This window comes from Bdellovibrio sp. HCB337, assembly GCF_047302465.1.
Lineage (GTDB): Bacteria > Bdellovibrionota > Bdellovibrionia > Bdellovibrionales > Bdellovibrionaceae > JACMRP01.
On the sequence record NZ_CP178621.1, the window covers coordinates 3,847,288 to 3,865,788 of the forward strand.

The following is an 18,501-nucleotide window of genomic DNA, read 5'->3' on the forward strand; positions in this document are numbered from 1 at the left end:
CTTAGGGATTTCTCCCATAAGAGTGTGTTTAGAAATTTTGATTTGAAAATATCAGATGTGCCTTTAGGCGAGATTCTCATCACCGACAGACGCAAAGGCTTCTTTGGTCTTTGCACGGACTTCATCACGTTTGCGGATTTTATCTACGAGCAAATAGAAGCATGGAACCACAAATAATGTGAGCACCGTCGATACGAGCACGCCACCGATCAAGCAGATCGCCATTGGCTTCATGGTTTCAGAGCCTTCACCAGTTGCGAGTGCCGATGGAATTGCCGCCGAAATCGTCGCAGCCGAAGTCATAATGATCGGGCGCAGACGAACAGGACATGCTTCAATCAAGGCATCTTTTGCTGCTGAAGTTCCGCGATCACGAACCGTATTAGTGAACTCAATCAAAAGGATCGAGTTTTTCTTCACGATACCCATCAGCAACAACAACCCAATCCCTGAATACATATTCAAAGACTGATTCATCGCTAACAGAGCGAAGAAGGCTCCGCTAAAGCTAAATGGCAACGCCGTCAGGACCGTCACTGGATCAATGAAAGAATTAAACTGACTTGCTAAAATCATATAAGCCACGAAAAGACCCAATACCAATGCAAACACCAAACCTTGGAAAGTCTCTTGGAAGGTTTTCGTACTGCCGCCCTCTGCGATCATATAACCTGCGCCCAGGGTTTTCTTTGCAATCTCTTCGACTTTGGCCATCGCTGTTGGTTGCGAAACCCCAGGTGCCAAGTTCGCACTGATCGTGATCGCTCTTTGACGATTGGTACGTGAAATTGCCTGCAAGCTCTTGGCGGTTTGCTCTGTTGTTACCTGTGTGATCGGAATCAGATTTCCACGAGGATTACTGACCATCAAAGAACGTAATTCTTGCTGCGGATCTTTTGAAGTATTCAGTTTCACCTTAACATCGTAGCGATGCCCGCCTTCTGGATACTCGCCAACTTTCACTCCACCGATCAGCGCATTCACAGCGTTTCCGATATTCGCAACACGAATACCACGATTTGCGGCACCCATACGATCTGGAACGATTTGAATTTCCGGCATCCCCAGTTGGTAGTCAGAATCCACGTCCACCATCAGCCCGGTTTCTTTCATCGCGTCCATCAGTTTTTGTGAATACTCTGCCAGCTTCTCCCAATCGCTTCCTAAAACCGTAAACTCGACGGGGTAACCACGACCGGAAGAGAACCCACGCATCGACATATCCATCAAGACCGGACGTACATCAGGAATCTTCGCAAGTTCCTTACGAGCGATTTGCATGAACTCTTGCTGAGTAAGCTCTTTACCCGTCTTAGGATTTTTACCGCGCTGACCTTTTGGCTTCATCGTTACCATCATGGTCACTTGGTTTGAATCCGACGAAGAACCTCCACCAAAACCACCGACAACCGCATACACGCGCGCGATTTCGGGACGGGCTAAGAACCATTTCTCGGCCTGGCGTGCCTGCGCATCCGTATGAGCCAAGGCAGTTCCCACCGGCAACATCAAACGGGCCATGAACAAACTCATATCTTGTGCCGGCACCATCTCTTTATTCAAGTGCTTTACCGACGTGAAAGACAAGGCTACGAAGACAATCGATGCTACCAAGATTTTTATAGGATGCTGTAAAAACACTCGCAATAATTTCTCGTAACCGATGCGGCTTTTATCCATCATCATTTCGAAAGCTTTCCCTAAACGAGTGCGTCTTTCGCCATGATGAACGAAACTTGCACAACGCATAGGTGTAATCGTCAAAGATTCCAAGAGCGACAAAACCACCGCCAATGAAATCGTGACCCCGAATTGCATGAAGTACTTTCCGATAATCCCTTTCATGAAGGCGACCGGCAAGAAAATCGCAACAACCGCTGCTGTTGCTGCCATCGCTGCAAAAGTGATTTCACGTGAACCTAAGATCGCAGACTCGATACGACCGCGGCCCTTCTCGTTGTAACGAAAGATATTTTCTAACACCATGATGGCATCATCGACGACGATACCAATCGCCAAGGTCAGGCCCAAGAGTGTAAAGGTGTTCATCGTATACCCTAAAAAGTACAAACCGATGAAGGCCCCTAACAACGACGTCGGGATCGACAACAAGACGTTGAAAGTTGCAGACCAGCTTCCCAAGAAAGCCCAGCACACCAAAGAGGTCAAAATGACTGCCAAGATCAAATGCTTGTTCAACTCTTTCACCGAGTTTTCAATGAAGACCGTGCTGTCATAGTTCACGTTCAGCTTCATGCCCTCAGGCAATTGTTTGGCAAGTTCGGCAGCTCTTTCTTTCACAGCACGTGCGACTTGCACGGCGTTGGTTCCACGCTGCTTACGCACCCCGAGTCCCAATGCAGTTTGACCATTGAAGCGCGACATACGGCGAACTTCATCAAGGCCCATGCTGACATCGGCGACTTGTGATAGACGAACCACGTTCGTAGTATCTGCAACACCTTGACCACCACGACTGCCAATGACGATGGATTTAAACTCGTCCACCGATTTTGCTTCACCCATGGTGCGCACGTTGAAATATCTTTTATCGGTTTCTAGGAAACCACCCGGAAGCTCCGAGTGCTCGTTACGAATAGAATCCATCACGTCGTTCACAGAGACATTGTAACGAAGAAGATCTTTCGGACGAACATGCACACGCATAACCGGTGCCGTGTAACCACCTAGAATCAATTCACCAACGCCATCGACTGTGGTCAAACGATCTTGCAGATAGTCCTTCGCGTATCTCATCAAAAATTCGGTATCGCCTTTTTCATGAGTCAGCGCCAACCACATGATCGGCTGATCTTCAGGATTTGTTTTTGAAATTGTTGGCGGATCCAACTCGGAAGGAAGATTTCTTTGTGCGCCAGCGACTTTGGCTTGCACGTTTTGCAAAGCCACATCGATGTTTCGATCCAAATCAAATTCGATAGTGACGTTGGCAGAGCCTGATTTACTGGTAGATGTAATTTTCTGCACGCCTTCCACCGTCATCAATGCACTTTCGACAATGTCTACGACTTGCGTTTCCATGATTTCGGGTGCAGCGCCCGGAAGACTCAATGAAACCGTGACTGTTGGAAAGTCCACGTCCGGAAGTTGACTCAGGCCCATGCGGCTCCAAGAAATAATACCAAAGCCAATAAGACCAAACATTAACATCCAAGCAAAGACGGGATTTCGAATCGATAGATCTGAAAGCTTCATGTAGCCCCCCAAGGGAATATGACCCTAGCATTCTGGCAAAAAAAAGCGGACTTTGCAGTCCGCTTTTGTGGGGCATCGGTTTTTTTTAATTTTCCGAGTGAAAACTAGACCTTTTATGGAATTTTGCGAGTGGTCAGACTTTGAAATTTCCTGACTTCGACATCAGACCTTTGAGGTCTTTAATAATGATTTCTTTACCATTCAGATCAATCAGACCTTCATTTTTAAATTCAGTCAGATGTCGTGATAAAGATTCATTGATAGTACTTGCTAGTTGCGCAAACTCATTGCGAGTGAGTTTCAAGTTCAAAGAAATCCCTGACGGAGTTTGCACACCGAACTTTTCAGCCAGCACAACCAATTGATAAGCGATGCGCTCTTGCACTGACGCCAAGTAGTGCAGTTGATTTGTAATTTCGTAACTTTCAATATCTGTTACAGCTTGTTGCAGGAGCATCTTCAATAAAGGCGACGCCTGCTGGAGCCCATTTAACACCACATCCCTTGGATATAGCCAAACTGTGGTGGCTTTAATGGCTTTTGCCATCGAACGGGACTCTGCCCCCCTGACAAGGGCCTTATAACCAAAGAACTCCCCAGGAGAGACCAGCTTGGTAACATACTCCGGTGAAGTGGTGCGGCCGCGGGTTAGATTTCTGTTCACAACGACCTTCACGGACCCACTGTGAACATAGTACAGGCCGCGAGGCGAATCCCCTTCCTTGAATAAGACATCCCCCTCTTTCAGCTGAATAATCTCATAGGGAAGCTCTGAACCTGTTGAAATCACTGAACTAGATTCTGTGTTCCCAATAACTCCGACTGAACCCGCATTAAGAACTGTTTGTGTTTGCATTGCAAACCTCCAATGCTTGCATTGTTTATCCGAGCGTTTACTCAAATCGTAAACTTGTAGGCATTATTGTTATTCCCCGGGTTTTTAAAAAGCTACGCACGTGGAGCGAAGTTTTTGTTAACTTTCATACACAAATTTGGCTTGACCCTCCGAAGCATGTGGCCTAAGTTCCTGCCAGTTTTGTCCGACTTATCTAATAAATTCAGGAATTTAACTATGTTTAAAAGCTTTATTGTATTCTTGACGGTTTTGGCATGTGGCAATGGTGTTCTTGCGGCTCCTTTGAAGGTCGGTTTGGTACTCGACAAAGGAGGAAAGGATGACAAGTCTTTTAACTCCGCAGCTTATGCAGGTGCTACTAAAGCAGAAAAAGATCTGAAGATTGAACTCAAGTACGTTGAGGCAACAGATACAAACGCTCTTGAAAATCTACATCGCGCTTTCGCTCGTAAGAATTTCGATCTCATTATCGGTATCGGCTTCGCACAAACAGAAGCTGTTAAAAAAGTAGCGGCGCAATTCCCGAATGTAAAATTCGCACTCGTTGATGGCGAGATCACTGCACCTAATGTGCGCTCTCTTCTTTTTGAAGACCACGAAGGTTCTTTCTTGGTTGGCGCAGCCGGTGCTCTGAAATCTAAAACCGGCAAAATCGGTTTCATTGGTGGTATGGACATTCCTTTGATCCGCCGTTTTGAAATGGGTTACTCAGCAGGTGCTAAGCAAATCAATCCTAAAGCTCAAGTGATCACTAACTACATCGGTGTGACTGGTGAAGCTTGGAACAATCCTGCAAAAGCAAAAGAGTTGGCTTTAGCGCAAATCTCTCAAGGTGCGGATGTAATCTTCGTAGCTGCGGGCGCTTCTGGCTCTGGCGTGTTTGATGCTGCGGAAGAGAAAAAAGTTTTCGCAATCGGTGTGGATTCAAACCAAAACTGGATGAAACCAGGTACGATTCTGACAAGCATGTTAAAGCGCGTAGATATCGCTGTCTTTAACACGATCCAAGACACTCAGAACGGCAAGTTTACTTCGGGTGTTGTTCGTTATGGTCTTAAAGACAAAGGCGTCGATTACGCGATGGACTCTCACAACGAGAAAGTCCTGACTCCGGATCTAACGAAAAAGCTGGAGGATCTGAAAGCCCAAATTAGCGCGGGCAAGATCAAAGTCCCTGACTATTATAAGCAGGGAAAAAAATAGGCCCATGTCCCCTACCGCTGTCGAGTTTATTGGAATCCATAAAAAATTCGGCGACTGCGTCTCCGCTGACGGACTTAATTTCAAGATAGCGAGCGGAGAAATTCATGCCATCGTCGGCGAAAACGGCGCTGGCAAATCCACTTCAATGAAAATCCTTTTCGGGTTGTACAAACCCGATTCAGGAACTCTGAAAGTTCATGGCAAAGAGGTTTACTTCGAATCGCCAACAGAGGCCATGGACTTGGGAATTGGTATGGTTCATCAGCACTTCATGCTGGCAGAACCTCTCAGTGCTCTCGATAACATTCTGCTTTTCCAAAAACATAGTAAGACGCTTCAGAAGCTCAATCGCAAAGAGCATTTGGCAAGATTGCAGAAGCTAGCGGCTCAATATCAATTCAACATTGATTGGGAAAAGCCCGTGGGCCAATTGTCTGTGGGAACTCAACAGCGTATCGAGATTCTGAAGATTCTCTCGCAAGATTCCAAAATCATTATTCTGGATGAGCCTACAGCCGTTCTAACTCCGCAAGAGACTGAAGATCTATTCGTCAATCTTCGTAAGCTGAAAGCTGAAGGCCGCACGATTATCATAATCACTCACAAGCTTAAAGAAGTCATGGCAGTCGCGGATTCCGTCACTGTGCTTCGAAATACTAAAGTTGTTACCAGCAAATCAATTTCTGCGACGTCTTTAGAAGACCTTGCAGAACACATGGTTGGTCGCAAAATTAAAAACCTTTCTTTGAGTGAGCGCACTCACTTTGCCGATCAGAATTTTGTTTTGAAAGTCACTGACTTAAATCTTGCTGGCCACCAAGGCTCTTTAAAGCATTTGAACTTGCAAGTGCGTACCGGGGAAATCCTTGGTATTGCCGGCGTTGAAGGCAACGGCCAAGATCCTCTGATTCAAGCGCTTTTGGATCCACACTCTTTGAAAATCAAAGGTCAGATCGAGATCAAAGCACAATCGACTTTGAAGCTGTCACCATCTCAAGTGCGCTCTTTAGGCCTTGCAGCGTTTCCAGAAGACCGTTTACGCCTGGGCGTATTGGCTGAACGTCCTTTGTATGAAAACTTTATTTTGGGATATCACAACTCTGCCGAGTACTCGAGCCACGGTTTTTTGAAGTTCAAAAACATCTTCGAGAAAACTAAAGCCGCAATGGAAAAGTTTGATGTTCGCCCACGTGATATTCAAAAACCTATCGGCAAACTTTCCGGCGGAAATCAGCAAAAACTGGTAGTCGCGCGCGAACTTCAGAATAATCCTGATTTTATTTTAGCTGCGAAACCCACGCGTGGCGTGGATATCGGCGCTATCGAGTTTATTCATGAGCAGCTCTTGGCCGCTCGTAATCATGGCGCGGGAATCTTGCTTGTTTCTTCGGAACTTGAAGAACTGATGACTCTTTCAGATCGTATTTTGGTTTTATTCAAAGGCCAAATCGTCGCTGAGTTCTTACGTGAAAATCAATATGACGAAAAAGCCCTCGGTGCAGCTATGGGAGGTCACGCGTGAAGAAGACCTTTGCAGGATTTTTCTTAGGTTTGGCCATTGCCCTGTCACTGACTTTGCTTGCAGGCGAGAATCCACTGAACATCGGCATGATTCTTTTTAAGAGTGCGTTTGGCTCGATGTATGATTTGGGTCTGACTTTGTTTTATACGACACCTTTGATTTTTGCTGGCCTGTCTGTCGCATTGGCGTTTCATGCAGGACTTTTTAATATCGGTGGTGAAGGCCAATTAACAATGGCGACTCTGACGGCCGCTGCGATCGGCGTTTTCTGGCCGGGACTGCCTTTTCCGATAGCTCCAGTAGTGGCTTTAGCTGGGGCTTTGTTGATGGGAGCTCTTTGGGGACTTATCGCGGGCTGGTTAAAAGCTGTTCGCGGCAGTCACGAAGTCATCGTGACTATTATGATGAACTTTATCGCCGCAGGTCTTGCAAGCTGGTTCACTTTGCAAGTGATTCCAAATCCGAATTCACAAAATCCAGAGACCGCACCAGTTGGTGCAGGTTACATGTTGAAAGACTATGATTTGATTGCCCGTCTTTTCCCGGACACTCCCGTCAGCGCTGCGCTGGTTGTGGCTATCGTGGTGGCAATCAGCGTGTGGGTTCTTTTGTGGAAAACGACATTTGGTTATGAGTTGCGCGCTGTTGGTTATAATCCAGAAGCGGCAAACCGCGCTGGGATCTCAGAAAAGAATATTAAAATCTGGGCGATGGCATTGGCTGGAATGCTCGCGGGCTTTGTCGCTTTGGGCGAAGTCATGGGCAATAGTGGCCAGTTCAAAATCGGTTTCTCTGCAGATTATGGCTTTATTGGTATTGCAGTAGCCTTGCTTGCGCAAAACAATCCAATCGGTGTCATATTCGCAGCCTTCTTGATGGGAGCTCTTCATAAAGGAGCTTCGGATTTGGATCTTGAGACTACGACTATTACTCGCGACTTCTCTAAAATTATTCAGAGCTTGATTATCTTAGGCGTAGCTTCTCACGGCCTATGGACTTGGAGACAAACAAGGAGACAAAAGAAATGAGCGAAAGTCTTTTGTTAATCTTTTCGTTGCTGCTAGCGGGTGTGCGCATGGCGACCCCGATGATCTTCGCATCGATGGGTGGCTTGATGAGCGAACGCTCTGGCGTAGTGAATATTGCTTTGGAAGGTTTCATGCTGACCGGAGCCTTTGTCGCAGCCGTCGTTGCTTACTACACTCATTCGGAATGGTTGGGATGGGCTCTTGCTGTGGCGGCCGGTTGTTGCATTGGTGCATTGTATGCGTTCTTCGTCATTGAACTTAAAGCCGATCAAATCGTGACTGGAACTGCGATCAATATCCTGACGATTGGGGTTATGCCCTTTTTGACAAAGATTTTATTTAACTCAACAGGCTCTACACCGGGTCTTCCATTGGAAGATCGTTTTAGTTTTGAACCTATGTTGCTGGCTTTTGTGTTGGTCGCCGGCGTGACTTATTGGTTTTACCAAACACACTCGGGCCTTTGGGTGCAATTTGCAGGTGAACATCCGGAAGCCCTAGAATCTGCCGGAGTCAGCGTTCGTAAAGTCCGTTGGTTCAGCGTTATTATCAGTGGTGCTTTTGCAGCTCTGGGTGGAGCGAGCCTATCTACATTCTTGGCGTCGTCTTATTCTCCGTTGATGACCGGTGGTCGTGGCTTTATGGCATTGGCTGCTTTGATCTTTGGCCGTTGGAAGCCGATTCCAACTTTTGCGGCTTGTGTATTTTTCGGCGTGACTGATGCTCTGCAAATCCGTTTGCAAGGCGTGAGTATCGGCGACATGGTCGTGCCTGTTCAGTTTATTCAAATTTTACCTTATGTGGTCACAATCATTGCGCTTGCGGGTTTCTTTGGAAAAAGTGAAGCCCCTAAGTCTTTAGGAAAGGTGTTAGAATGAAAACGATTTTAGCTCTCTTAGTAGTGAGCGGTCTTAGCTCTCAGGCGTTGGCTTGGGGTGGACGAGGTCATGCTGCTATCTGCGAAACAGCAGTCTACTTGGTGAAATCCCCAGGTTTGAAGGACTACCTTAAAAACAAACCTCAAATGATGGGTCACCTTTGCAATATGCCGGATTTCTTCTGGCGCTCGCTTCCTTCAGAGCAAACGAAGCTTGGCAACCCGACTCACTTTATTGATCCAGAGATCACAGGCTTGAAAGTCACAGAGATCCCATTGGACTTTAAAAAAATCGTTGAAGACTACACGGGCAAACCAAACCAATTCAAAAAAGGCGCAACGATTTACAATGTCCCTTCTGAATTCGGTTCTGCATGGTGGAGAGCCGATCAGTTCTACCGCCGCTTCCTAACTTTCAATAACGATTTGAAGGCAGCAACGCCTCCAAAAAATCCAAAAGAAGAGACTGACAACGATCTTCCATACAACAAAGCCGCTTTTGAGATGGTAGTAAGCTTAGGTTTGATGGGTCACTTCGTAGGCGATATCTCTCAACCACTACATACAACAGCGGACTACGATGGTTATGCGACAGGACACGGCGGCCTTCATGCTTATTATGAAGACCAAGTAGTGGCAGAGTTCGACGGCGACCTTCAAGCAAGAGTATTAAAAGAAGCACGCTCAATGAAGAACCCAAAATTCTTGAAGCCAAAGACAACAGTCGAAAAGATGAGAGCCCTCAGTGAGATCTCAAACGAAGAGCTTAAAACACTTTTCAAACTAGATCCGGTTAAAACCCCATCGTCTGTAGTAAATGAAAAAGGCATGGACATTAAAAAAGCCGCAGAACGCGAAAGCCCAGCTGTAGGTTACAAAAAGTTCAACAAAATCATGGTAACCGAAATGGCAAGAGCCAGCGTATTGCTAGCAAACCTCTGGGACGAAGCCTATACAGAAGCAGGCCAACCAGTATTAACAGCAAGCAAGATCTACAAGTATCCTCTGACTGTTGATTTCGTAGCCCCAGACTACTTACCACCAGCAAAAGATGAACCAAAGAAGTAGTAAACAGACCAAGTATCCATAAAAACAAAAAGCCACTGGTCAAACTCAGTGGCTTTTTTTATAGCTTAGCCCAACCTAATATTTGAGCATTCACATCGCTGGCGGTTTTAGTCATCGGCTCTTTGCGGAGGGTTTTGTCTTTATATCCGCCTGTTGTGATGATTAGAGGAGTTCCATTGGCATCTTTCTCTCCGGTGTAGATCGCAATATGCCCTCGGGGGAAAGTAGGAATCGAAAAGAAAACGGCAGACCCAGCCTCAATATTCTCAAAGTCGGTTCTAGCTCTTCCAACCTTTTGCATGGCAGCCCAAGCCAACATAGGGTTCCCATACTCATAAGGTGGATTCTTTGAATACCCTTGCATGAGCTCAGGATCAACTTTGCCATAAGCCTCATGAGTCGTTTCCCCAACAAAAGTAATACAACTCATAAACCAATTCGACCCATCACCACAGCACCCTTCTTGGCAAAGCTGAGGCCGCCGAGGATTAGGCGGAGGACACTTCAACCAAGACTCCGCAACCAAAGAAGGCGTTTTGTTTTGAACGACAGTATTAGCAGTCACGCCAGTATGTGAACAAGCAGCTGTAAAAGCCAAAACTATCAAAAACGCGACAAGCTTCATAAGACGAGCTTACCCAAATCCAATTACTCAATGCACGTCGATTCTGACTCAAAAGCATTTCCAAAAAGCGCCAACACAAAACCTTAGTTTTTCAAACCATCGATTTCGAAGAGAATTTGCCGGGAGATTTGGGTGGGCTTTTGGATCTTACTAGCGGGGGCTCAAGCGGCGCCAGGAAGGCGTGGCGCTTGCGTGAGGGCCGGACGCCCGTCCCCCGATGGGAAGAGCCGAAAGACCACCCAAATCTCCCGGCAAATCCCCGCCCGAAGCCCGAACGAGAGCCAAAAAAACAAAAGGCCCAGTGTCACCACTGAGCCTTCGTGTTTCAACTTAGTAAGTTCAGAAATTAGAACAAGTAAGTCAAAGAAGCATTCGCCATCAAGTCGTTGGCATTGATGTTTCCAGTACCAGCAGTAGCAGGTACAGAACCAGCAGCCAAAGTGCTATCAAGCATGAACTTGTTGAACTTCATACCAGCGCCCAAAGCAACAGTTGTGTTGTTAGCGTTAGTTAGAGAGTCACCACCGTTGGTTTTGTTAGAACCAAGGATCACGTTTTGCTTAACAGATGCACGAAGCACCAACCAAGAAGCTGCATCAGCTTCAACACCTACTACGAATGGCAACATAGTTTGTTCAGCTTTGAACTGAGCATCAACTGCTGCATTGTCTTCTTTATCGTCAGAAGTGAAGCCAAGGTAAGAAACTCCGTAGAAGAAGTTCATACCGTCAGCTTTAATAGTGTCGATAACACCGATTTCGTACTGAGATTGCTCGATTTTAGCATCAGTAACACCAGCGAAACCACCTGCACCAGTCATACCAGAAAGCTCAACGCCATCTTGGTAGTAGCTAGCAAATACATAAGTGTTTTCAAACCAGTATCCACCGTTCAATTTGAAACCTGTAGTACCTTTGTACTCAGAATCAGCATCAGCTGCAGTCAAACCGAAACCAGAAGCTGCGTTACCAGTCGCCTTGCTGCCAAGACCGAAAGTAAGAGCTGCATCCCAATTAGTAGCAACAGCACCGAAACGAAGACCCATAGCATCTTGTTTTTGCTGTCCGCCAGCTACTTTTTTATCAGACTTAGAGTAGTTGAAAGAAGCAGCCATCTTCATGTCACCAGCTTGGAAGCCGTACATGAATTCGATTGGGTTTTCTTGACCAGCGAAACCAAGAAGAGATCTTACACGAGTCGTGAAAGGAGATTTTCTACCCATGTAGAAACCAACTTTGGCGTCACCATAAGATTTAACGAAACCACCCTCAGCGTTCTCACCGTAGAATACTGCCGCGCCAGCAGAACCACCGTTAGTAGTGAAGTTCTCTGGAGTGTTAGCACCGTTAGAAGCTGTAGAAGTAGCACCAAACTCGAGAGTTGCGAAATCACCCATAAGGTAAGATTTTGCAGGGTTATCGAAGATGGATTGTGTATCAACTAGATGAGCTGCATTTTGCAAAGAAGCCAAGCGAGCTTTAGAAGCCATCGCAGGAGCTGCTACTGACAAAACTGCGGCTACTGTAAGAATAGATTTAAACATTTTTATATCCTTTCAAACATTTACAAAAGGTAAGGGCCCACGTCTTAGGTGGGCCGAAACTTTGCGCAACTTCAATAAAATTAGAAGTTGTAAGTCAAACCAGCGTTAGCCAACAAGCTGTTGCCGTTGATTGTACCAGTTGTAGAACCAGCCAATGTAGCGTCAAGAGTGAACTTGTTGAACTTGATACCTGCGCCAGCAGCAACAGTAGTGTCATTCGCTACAGTTACAGTGTCGCCTGGAGTAGATTTAACAGAACCCAACAATACTGGTTGAGTGATAGAACCACGAAGAGTCAACCAAGAAGCAGCGTCAGCTTCGATACCAACTGTAACTGGAAGAACAGTCTCTTCAGTTTTAGTTGCAGCAGTTTTGTCTTCATCTTTATTCATTTGGTAAGCAACGCCATAGAAGAACTCGCCACCTTCTACTTTAGTAGAATTGATCGCGCCAACTTCGATTGTGCTAGCATCAAGATCAGCAGCAGTTACAGTAGCAGCAGTGTATTTACCGCCACCCATTGCGTATTTACCGTAGAAGTACCAAGATTCCATAGTGTAACCACCACGAAGATCTACGTTAGATTTACCTTTCCACTCGTCAGTACCAACTTCAGCTGTGTCTGTAAGACCCAATACCAAAGCAGCATCCCAAGCGCCCATTCTCATACCAGCGTTCAAGCCCATAGAAGACTGCTTACCAGCAGCTTTTCTATCAGAGTTTGAGTAACCCAAACCAAGACCCCAAGCCATGTCAGCAGTTTTAGCAGCATAGAAAAGGTTGATTGGATTTTCTTCAGACAAGAAAACACCTGCGTTAGCTGCTTCTCTCAAAGTAGAAGCAACAGTCGTGTGGCCCATGTAGAAGCCCCAACGAGCATCACCCATAGCGCGAGCGAAACCAGCTTCAGCATTTGGAGAAGAAGTTGGAGTCAAAGAAGGGTTAGTTGCACCCATCTCAAAAGTTGCCCAGCTGCCCATCAAAGTAAGATCAGCAGGGTTGATGAAGATAGTTTGTGTATCAACCAATTGAGCTGAATTGCTCAAAGCGGCCATACGTGCCTTAGTTGCAAAAGCTGAAGTAGAAGCAAGAGTCACTGCAGCAATAACTAGTAGCTTTTTCATGTAGAGTCCTTTCGTTACATTTGTATTAAATTTATAATCTCTATAAATTTTTAAATTCCATTTTCGTTACACAAAAATCGTAATAACCAAATAAACCTAGATCAATACAAAAGTTATAAAGGGTCTTTTTATGCTCGGAAAGCTGCCCCGATTGTGAGCAACTTAGTGTGGTAAAAAACCCTCACTGCCAACGAAAAAGCGGTTTTTTAAGCTGAATTTTCCACCGAGTTTTCCACCTTATTTCACACGTTTTTGAGTTTGCTACTACGGCGTTTCATTCGCCGGAAATCCTTACTGCACGCGGTTTTTATCAAAACTCAATTTTTACAAAACTCAAAAAGACTCAAAAAATATTTTTTTCACTGAAAACGTCTTCAATAAATTGTTAAAAAAGTGTGCGTTGAAATATTGACGCGAAATTTCATTTGTAGAATTATTGCACTAGATCAAAGTCCAGCAAAAATCACATTTTTGGTCAAAATCGGCTTAAATCGGTTCTCTTTTTGAAATCCTAGACCAAAGTCTTATGCCTTTCGGCAAGAATATAGCTTGGTGACAGACGGACTTTGGAATCCCATGATGAGGATAACTATGTTTAAAAAGAAATTCCTCCAAGGCACTATCAAGCGACACCCCGACGGATTTGGTTTTTTTATTCCAGACAATCCTGAACATCCTGATGTCTATATTCCCCGCCAATCCATGCAAGGCGTGATGACCTCCGATAAGGTCATGGTAGATGTGACCCCCGAAAGAGGCGGCGACCGATTTCGTGGTGAAATCGTCCGCGTCGTCAGCCGTGGCTTCCGCCAAGTTGTTGGTGTCTTTCATATTATTAATGACAGACAAGCTCTTATTAAAGACGAGGGCAAAGGTTGGGGCGAAGACCTTAAGATAGATCTTACGAATTCTATGGGTGCTAAAGAAGGCCAATTGGTGGCAGCACAAATCCTTCAGTACCCTGAAGATGGCAAACCGTTCAGCGGACGTGTCACTGAAATCATCGGTGACGCCATGGATCCGATGAACGATATTAAGCGTGTTATTGCCGCTAATAATATTCCTCAAGAATTTACCGATTCTACATTAGCAGAAGCCAAAAAGTTTCCAGAACAACCACAGGAATCTGACTTTAAAGGACGCCGTGATCTACGGAAATTGGATCTCATTACTATAGATGGGGCGACCGCGAAAGACTTCGATGATGCCGTTTATGTAGAGATGAACAACAAAGGCTTCCTATTATATGTCGCCATCGCCGACGTCAGTCACTATGTACGTATCGGCAGCGCTATTGATAAAGATGCTTATGAGCGCGGAACTTCCGTTTACTTCCCGAACTTCGTGGTTCCAATGTTACCAGAAGCTCTCAGTAACGGTTTGTGCTCATTGAATCCTCATGTACCACGCCTTTGCATGGTTTCTGAGATTCAATTTGATTTCACGGGCGCCACAATTTCCTCGGACTTCTATGAAGCTGTTATGGAAAGTAAAGCCCGCGTCACTTACGGCCAAGCCCAAGAAGTGATTGATGGCGCTGGCGATTCAAAGTTTGACCATGTTAAAGACAACATCCTTCGCTGTGCAGATCTTGCCAAGATTCTGATGGCAAAACGCTTTAAAGAAGGATCTTTGGATTTAGAAATACCTGAAACGGAACTTGAAATCGATGGTTCGGGTGTTCCTATTGATATTATTAAATCAGAACGCCTTTTTGCCCATCGCCTGATCGAAGAGATGATGTTGGCAGCAAACGTCGCTGTCGCAACTTTCTTGGACAGCCGTAATGTTCCGGCCCTTTACCGTATTCACGAACCACCCAATGAACAAGCGATTCGCGTTCTCGAGAAATACCTTTGGAACTTTGGCGGCAGAACAAAGCTGGGCTCTGATAAGCTTCAAAAGCGTTTAACCAAAGCTCTTGAAGAGTTTGAAGGAAAGCCACAAGCACAAATCCTGAATATCCTTACTTTGCGCTCGATGAGTCAGGCCAAATACAATATGAATAACGTCGGCCACTTCGGATTAGGATTTGAGTTTTATGCTCATTTTACCTCTCCGATCCGTCGTTACCCTGACTTAATCATTCACCGCTTGCTAAAAAATCAGGTGATGCATAATTCTCCTTATAGATTGATGAGCGAAGAGGACCTTTTAACTGCCGGAACTATTTTGTCTGCGGCCGAGCAAAGGTCCACCAAAGCTGAACGCCAGGTGCAATCCATTAAAAAAGCCCGTTTTATGCAGAAATTCATCGGACAAGAGCTTGAAGGAATGATCAGCTCGGTCGCAAAATTCGGTATCTTTGTTCTTTTACGTGAATATGACTGCGATGGGTTGGTTCGTACCGATGATCTTGGTGCCGATCACTTTGAATTTGATGAAGAAAATCTTCGCCTTCGTGGAAAACGCAGTGGCAAAGTCTTTAACATTGGTGATAGTGTTAAAATTCAAGTCGCTGCTGCAGATCCAGAACTGGGACAAGTGAATTTCATCTTGGCTGAAAACGCTGAAACTGCCGAAGAAGACGCTGAAACCAAATTCCCTGTTCGTCGCGAAAGAGAACGCGGCAATGATCGTGGCCAGGATCGTGGTCATGATCGCAATAGAGATCGAGATCGTCGACCTGGTAAGAACAAACCTTCCGACCGTCCTTCTATAAAACCACTGTTCGGTAAAAAGGATTCTCCTCGTCGCGAGAAGACGTCTCAACCAAGCCGTCGTTTCGAACCACGCGCCAAAGAAGAAACACCACGCACTGAGAAGCCGGAATCAAAAGGTAAGTTCATGTTTAAAGGGAAAAACCTTGTTGTTCCGTCCTCTGCCCGTTCACGAAAATTGCAGTTTGCGGATCGCTCGAAACTGAGTTTTAATGTGGAGGTCGACGACGAGGAACGTGATGTAGAATCTCGTCAGGAGTTCAAGGGTGGCCCTTCTAAAAACCGGCAGTCAGATCGGAAAGACTCTCAAAAACGCAGCAAGGCTTCGAATAATAGTCGGGGTCTTCGCAAAGCACGGGTTTCACGGGGTAGCGGAAAAAATAAAGCTCGGTAAATTCATTGTCGAGCGCCTCAGTGCCTCGGCCGAACTTGAGCAGCTAACCATTCCTGTACGTCTACGCATGAGCTTTGAGGAACTCGGGCCCACTTTTGTAAAGCTGGGCCAAGTTTTGGCAGCTCGTCCTGATTTGATTCCTGAAGAATACACCAACGAATTTGAAAAACTCCATGACCGCGTTCAGACCATTCCTTTTGAAGTGGTGGAAATGGTTCTTAAAGAAGAATTCGGTGACGATCTTCAAAAAAAGTTTTCCTACATTGATCCAACTCCCCTCGGAGCGGCAAGCATTGCTCAAGCTCACAAAGCTCGCCTTGTTACAGGTGAAACCGTCGTCATCAAAGTTCAAAGACCTGGAATCATTCAAACTATCAATGATGATTTGAATGTTCTGTATATGCTTTCTGAGCTATTAACGAAATATGTTCCCGAGACCCGTCTCTTTAATCCGACTGGTATTGTGGACGAGTTCTTTAAAACGTTGGAACTTGAAACTAATTTCGTTGTCGAAGCGAATAATATCCGTCGTTTTTCTACCAATTTTGCGGCAGATCCCGATGTTAAGATTCCAAAAGTCTACATGGAGCTAACAACCGAACGAGTTTTGACTTTAGAAGCGTTGGATGGATTTCCTCTAAGCCAAGTAGAGGCCCTTCGCCAAGAAGGAATCGACGCTGAATCTCTCGTGCGTAAAGGCCTTAAAGCTTATATGAAGATGGTTTTCGCTGATGGGCTTTTCCATGGCGATTTGCATGCTGGTAATTTCTTTGTTTTACCTAACAATCAAATTGGTCTGATTGATTTTGGCGTTGTCGGTCGTTTGAACAATAAAACCCAAAGCGCCATCGCCAATATGCTCTTGGCTCTTTCCCGTGAAGACTACGAACGCCTGGCTTATGAATACGTGGACCTGGCACCGTTTACTGACAAAGTGAACGTCGATCTTTTTGCGCGGGACCTTCGCGAGCTGATCGCTCCGTACTATGGCTTGACGATGAAGAATGTGAATTTGGGAAGAATCCTGATGTCTTCATCCTCGATCGCGGCCCGTCATCACCTAAGCCTGCCGACAGAGTTGATGTTGTTTTTTAAATCGATCGTGTCTATTGAGGGCATTGGTCGCCGAATTATTCCAGATTTCGATTTTCTTCAGTACGCAATTCAGGTCGCAAACGAGCTGGTAAAACACCAGATGGATCCTAATAAGGCGCTCGGAGAAATCTCTCAAGTTTTCCGCGAGGCCAAAGGATTTATCCATGCACTTCCCCGCCAGGCGAATTTTTTACTGAGAAAGATCAATAGCCCCAATCATGCTTTTCGCTTAAACGTCCCACAAGTAGAGGAGTTGAAGAAATCCATAGAGACTTCTTTCAACTTGGTATTCTTAGGGATTATCATTGCTTCGTTGATCGCCAGTGCCTCGTTTATTTTTGTCCATCCGGCAGAAAACAATATTCTGGGCATCCCGACGATGAGCTTTGTGCAATATGTAATTGCATTGGTATTGGGAATTGCCGCGTTTATAAACTATATTAAGAAGTAACATTGATCAGGAAGGTCTATGCAGCAACTTTATTATGAACTGAGTGTCCTTGCGAAAGCGATTCACTTTAAAAATCTTTCCGCAGCTGCTATTCACGTGGGCCTCAGTCAGCCGCAGCTTTCACGCATTATTGCAAGAATCGAAGATGAGTTTAAAGTAATTCTCTTAGATCGATCTGCTAAAAGAAAATCCAGCTGGACGCCAATTGCATTTGAAATGGCTGAAATTTTTGATCGCACGAGTCGTCGCCTTGGAACAGAACTGCAAGGACTCAGTCAAAACAACGCCGTTGCAGAGATTCATATTGGCACGCTTGAAGGTATGGCTGACTTCGCGATCAAAACTTCTAAGATTTGTTTTGAGCAAGTAGGCATCAAAAAGATCTCTTTGGATATCTACGATTTGAATGAACTTGATTCCAATTTCTTGGCCGGCAATTTGGATATGATCTTTACCTCTAAAATCCCAGGACGGCAGAAATTCCGCTATTTGCACGAGATCGGTTCGCAAGTTTTAGAACGGGTTTCTAACAATAAAAAGTTCGGTGTCTATTCAACGTTTGAATTCGGTCGTTCACAAAAAAAGGAACTTGAAAACTACGAGTATCTTTTTGTCTCGAACTCTTTGGCGGTTCGCAAAGCTTGGTTAGACAATGTTGGTGGTGTCGGTTATGTACCGTCTGAAACCCGCAAAGGCCGTAACAAAGAAAATGAACCTGTTTTCCTTATTGGCTCTGAGCTTTTAAGTCCTATCTTGTGGGAAAAACTCGAAGGCGCTCTCGCAAAAGACTGACCTTTAACAATTCGATTCTTCTAGATTGGGTTTTTTGAACCCTTTTT

Annotated in this window: 13 protein-coding genes; 8 read left to right on the forward strand and 5 right to left on the reverse strand. The window is 45.3% G+C overall.

Annotated elements, in window-relative coordinates:
• Window positions 1-63: 63 nt before the first annotated feature.
• Window positions 64-3,216 carry an efflux RND transporter permease subunit gene (locus tag ACLWBB_RS18520; protein ID WP_413289051.1) on the reverse strand — a complete coding sequence of 1,051 codons (3,153 nt, stop codon included), beginning with the start codon at window positions 3,214-3,216 and terminating at the stop codon, window positions 64-66.
• Window positions 3,217-3,349: 133 nt separating this feature from the next.
• Window positions 3,350-4,072 (reverse strand): Crp/Fnr family transcriptional regulator, encoded by a 723-nt coding sequence (locus tag ACLWBB_RS18525; RefSeq protein ID WP_413289052.1) that lies wholly within the window; start codon window positions 4,070-4,072, stop codon window positions 3,350-3,352.
• Between the two features lie 216 nt (window positions 4,073-4,288).
• Between ACLWBB_RS18525 and ACLWBB_RS18530 the strand changes: the two genes are divergently transcribed.
• From ACLWBB_RS18530 to ACLWBB_RS18550, 5 genes are read left to right on the forward strand one after another with little or no spacing between them, the layout of a single operon-like run.
• Complete coding sequence (locus ACLWBB_RS18530; protein ID WP_413289053.1) at window positions 4,289-5,275, forward strand: BMP family lipoprotein; 987 nt, start codon at window positions 4,289-4,291, stop codon at window positions 5,273-5,275.
• A gap of 4 nt (window positions 5,276-5,279) precedes the next feature.
• Entirely contained in the window at window positions 5,280-6,797 is a 1,518-nt protein-coding gene (locus ACLWBB_RS18535; protein ID WP_413289054.1) for an ABC transporter ATP-binding protein, read from the forward strand.
• Window positions 6,794-7,825 (forward strand): ABC transporter permease, encoded by a 1,032-nt coding sequence (locus ACLWBB_RS18540; RefSeq protein ID WP_413289055.1) that lies wholly within the window; start codon window positions 6,794-6,796, stop codon window positions 7,823-7,825. Before ACLWBB_RS18535 ends, ACLWBB_RS18540 begins: the two co-directional genes overlap by 4 nt.
• Window positions 7,822-8,703 (forward strand): ABC transporter permease, encoded by an 882-nt coding sequence (locus ACLWBB_RS18545; protein WP_413289056.1) that lies wholly within the window; start codon window positions 7,822-7,824, stop codon window positions 8,701-8,703. Before ACLWBB_RS18540 ends, ACLWBB_RS18545 begins: the two co-directional genes overlap by 4 nt.
• Window positions 8,700-9,770 carry a hypothetical protein gene (locus tag ACLWBB_RS18550; protein WP_413289057.1) on the forward strand — a complete coding sequence of 357 codons (1,071 nt, stop codon included), beginning with the start codon at window positions 8,700-8,702 and terminating at the stop codon, window positions 9,768-9,770. The genes ACLWBB_RS18545 and ACLWBB_RS18550 overlap by 4 nt, the downstream gene beginning before the upstream one ends.
• 58 nt (window positions 9,771-9,828) lie before the next feature.
• Here ACLWBB_RS18550 and ACLWBB_RS18555 read toward each other — a convergent pair whose 3' ends face one another.
• From ACLWBB_RS18555 to ACLWBB_RS18565, 3 genes are all read right to left on the reverse strand, one after another.
• Window positions 9,829-10,395, reverse strand: coding sequence for a hypothetical protein (locus ACLWBB_RS18555; RefSeq protein WP_413289058.1), 567 nt, complete (start codon window positions 10,393-10,395; stop codon window positions 9,829-9,831).
• A 346-nt stretch (window positions 10,396-10,741) separates the two neighbouring features.
• Window positions 10,742-11,938, reverse strand: coding sequence for a hypothetical protein (locus ACLWBB_RS18560; RefSeq protein WP_413289059.1), 1,197 nt, complete (start codon window positions 11,936-11,938; stop codon window positions 10,742-10,744).
• A gap of 80 nt (window positions 11,939-12,018) precedes the next feature.
• Window positions 12,019-13,062 (reverse strand): hypothetical protein, encoded by a 1,044-nt coding sequence (locus ACLWBB_RS18565; RefSeq protein WP_413289060.1) that lies wholly within the window; start codon window positions 13,060-13,062, stop codon window positions 12,019-12,021.
• A 591-nt stretch (window positions 13,063-13,653) separates the two neighbouring features.
• Between ACLWBB_RS18565 and rnr the strand changes: the two genes are divergently transcribed.
• The 3 genes from rnr (at window position 13,654) to ACLWBB_RS18580 (ending at window position 18,454) form a co-directional block, all read left to right on the forward strand.
• The gene (rnr, locus tag ACLWBB_RS18570) at window positions 13,654-16,116 is read left to right on the forward strand and encodes a ribonuclease R (protein WP_413289061.1); all 2,463 of its coding nucleotides are present in this window, start codon (window positions 13,654-13,656) and stop codon (window positions 16,114-16,116) included.
• Between the two features lie 67 nt (window positions 16,117-16,183).
• Window positions 16,184-17,662 (forward strand): ABC1 kinase family protein, encoded by a 1,479-nt coding sequence (locus ACLWBB_RS18575; RefSeq protein ID WP_413289062.1) that lies wholly within the window; start codon window positions 16,184-16,186, stop codon window positions 17,660-17,662.
• A gap of 18 nt (window positions 17,663-17,680) precedes the next feature.
• Window positions 17,681-18,454 (forward strand): helix-turn-helix domain-containing protein, encoded by a 774-nt coding sequence (locus ACLWBB_RS18580; protein ID WP_413289063.1) that lies wholly within the window; start codon window positions 17,681-17,683, stop codon window positions 18,452-18,454.
• The last annotated feature ends 47 nt before the right edge of the window (window positions 18,455-18,501 follow it).

What these genes read in the sequence shown, in the direction of transcription:
- ACLWBB_RS18520 (WP_413289051.1), bottom strand. Translation starts at nt 3,216, where the DNA reads ATGAAGCTTTCAGATCTATCGATTCGAAATCCCGTCTTTGCTTGGATG.
- ACLWBB_RS18525 (WP_413289052.1), bottom strand. Translation starts at nt 4,072, where the DNA reads ATGCAAACACAAACAGTTCTTAATGCGGGTTCAGTCGGAGTTATTGGG.
- ACLWBB_RS18530 (WP_413289053.1), top strand. Translation starts at nt 4,289, where the DNA reads ATGTTTAAAAGCTTTATTGTATTCTTGACGGTTTTGGCATGTGGCAAT.
- ACLWBB_RS18535 (WP_413289054.1), top strand. Translation starts at nt 5,280, where the DNA reads ATGTCCCCTACCGCTGTCGAGTTTATTGGAATCCATAAAAAATTCGGC.
- ACLWBB_RS18545 (WP_413289056.1), top strand. Translation starts at nt 7,822, where the DNA reads ATGAGCGAAAGTCTTTTGTTAATCTTTTCGTTGCTGCTAGCGGGTGTG.
- ACLWBB_RS18550 (WP_413289057.1), top strand. Translation starts at nt 8,700, where the DNA reads ATGAAAACGATTTTAGCTCTCTTAGTAGTGAGCGGTCTTAGCTCTCAG.
- ACLWBB_RS18555 (WP_413289058.1), bottom strand. Translation starts at nt 10,395, where the DNA reads ATGAAGCTTGTCGCGTTTTTGATAGTTTTGGCTTTTACAGCTGCTTGT.
- ACLWBB_RS18560 (WP_413289059.1), bottom strand. Translation starts at nt 11,938, where the DNA reads ATGTTTAAATCTATTCTTACAGTAGCCGCAGTTTTGTCAGTAGCAGCT.
- ACLWBB_RS18565 (WP_413289060.1), bottom strand. Translation starts at nt 13,062, where the DNA reads ATGAAAAAGCTACTAGTTATTGCTGCAGTGACTCTTGCTTCTACTTCA.
- rnr (WP_413289061.1), top strand. Translation starts at nt 13,654, where the DNA reads ATGTTTAAAAAGAAATTCCTCCAAGGCACTATCAAGCGACACCCCGAC.
- ACLWBB_RS18575 (WP_413289062.1), top strand. Translation starts at nt 16,184, where the DNA reads ATGAGCTTTGAGGAACTCGGGCCCACTTTTGTAAAGCTGGGCCAAGTT.
- ACLWBB_RS18580 (WP_413289063.1), top strand. Translation starts at nt 17,681, where the DNA reads ATGCAGCAACTTTATTATGAACTGAGTGTCCTTGCGAAAGCGATTCAC.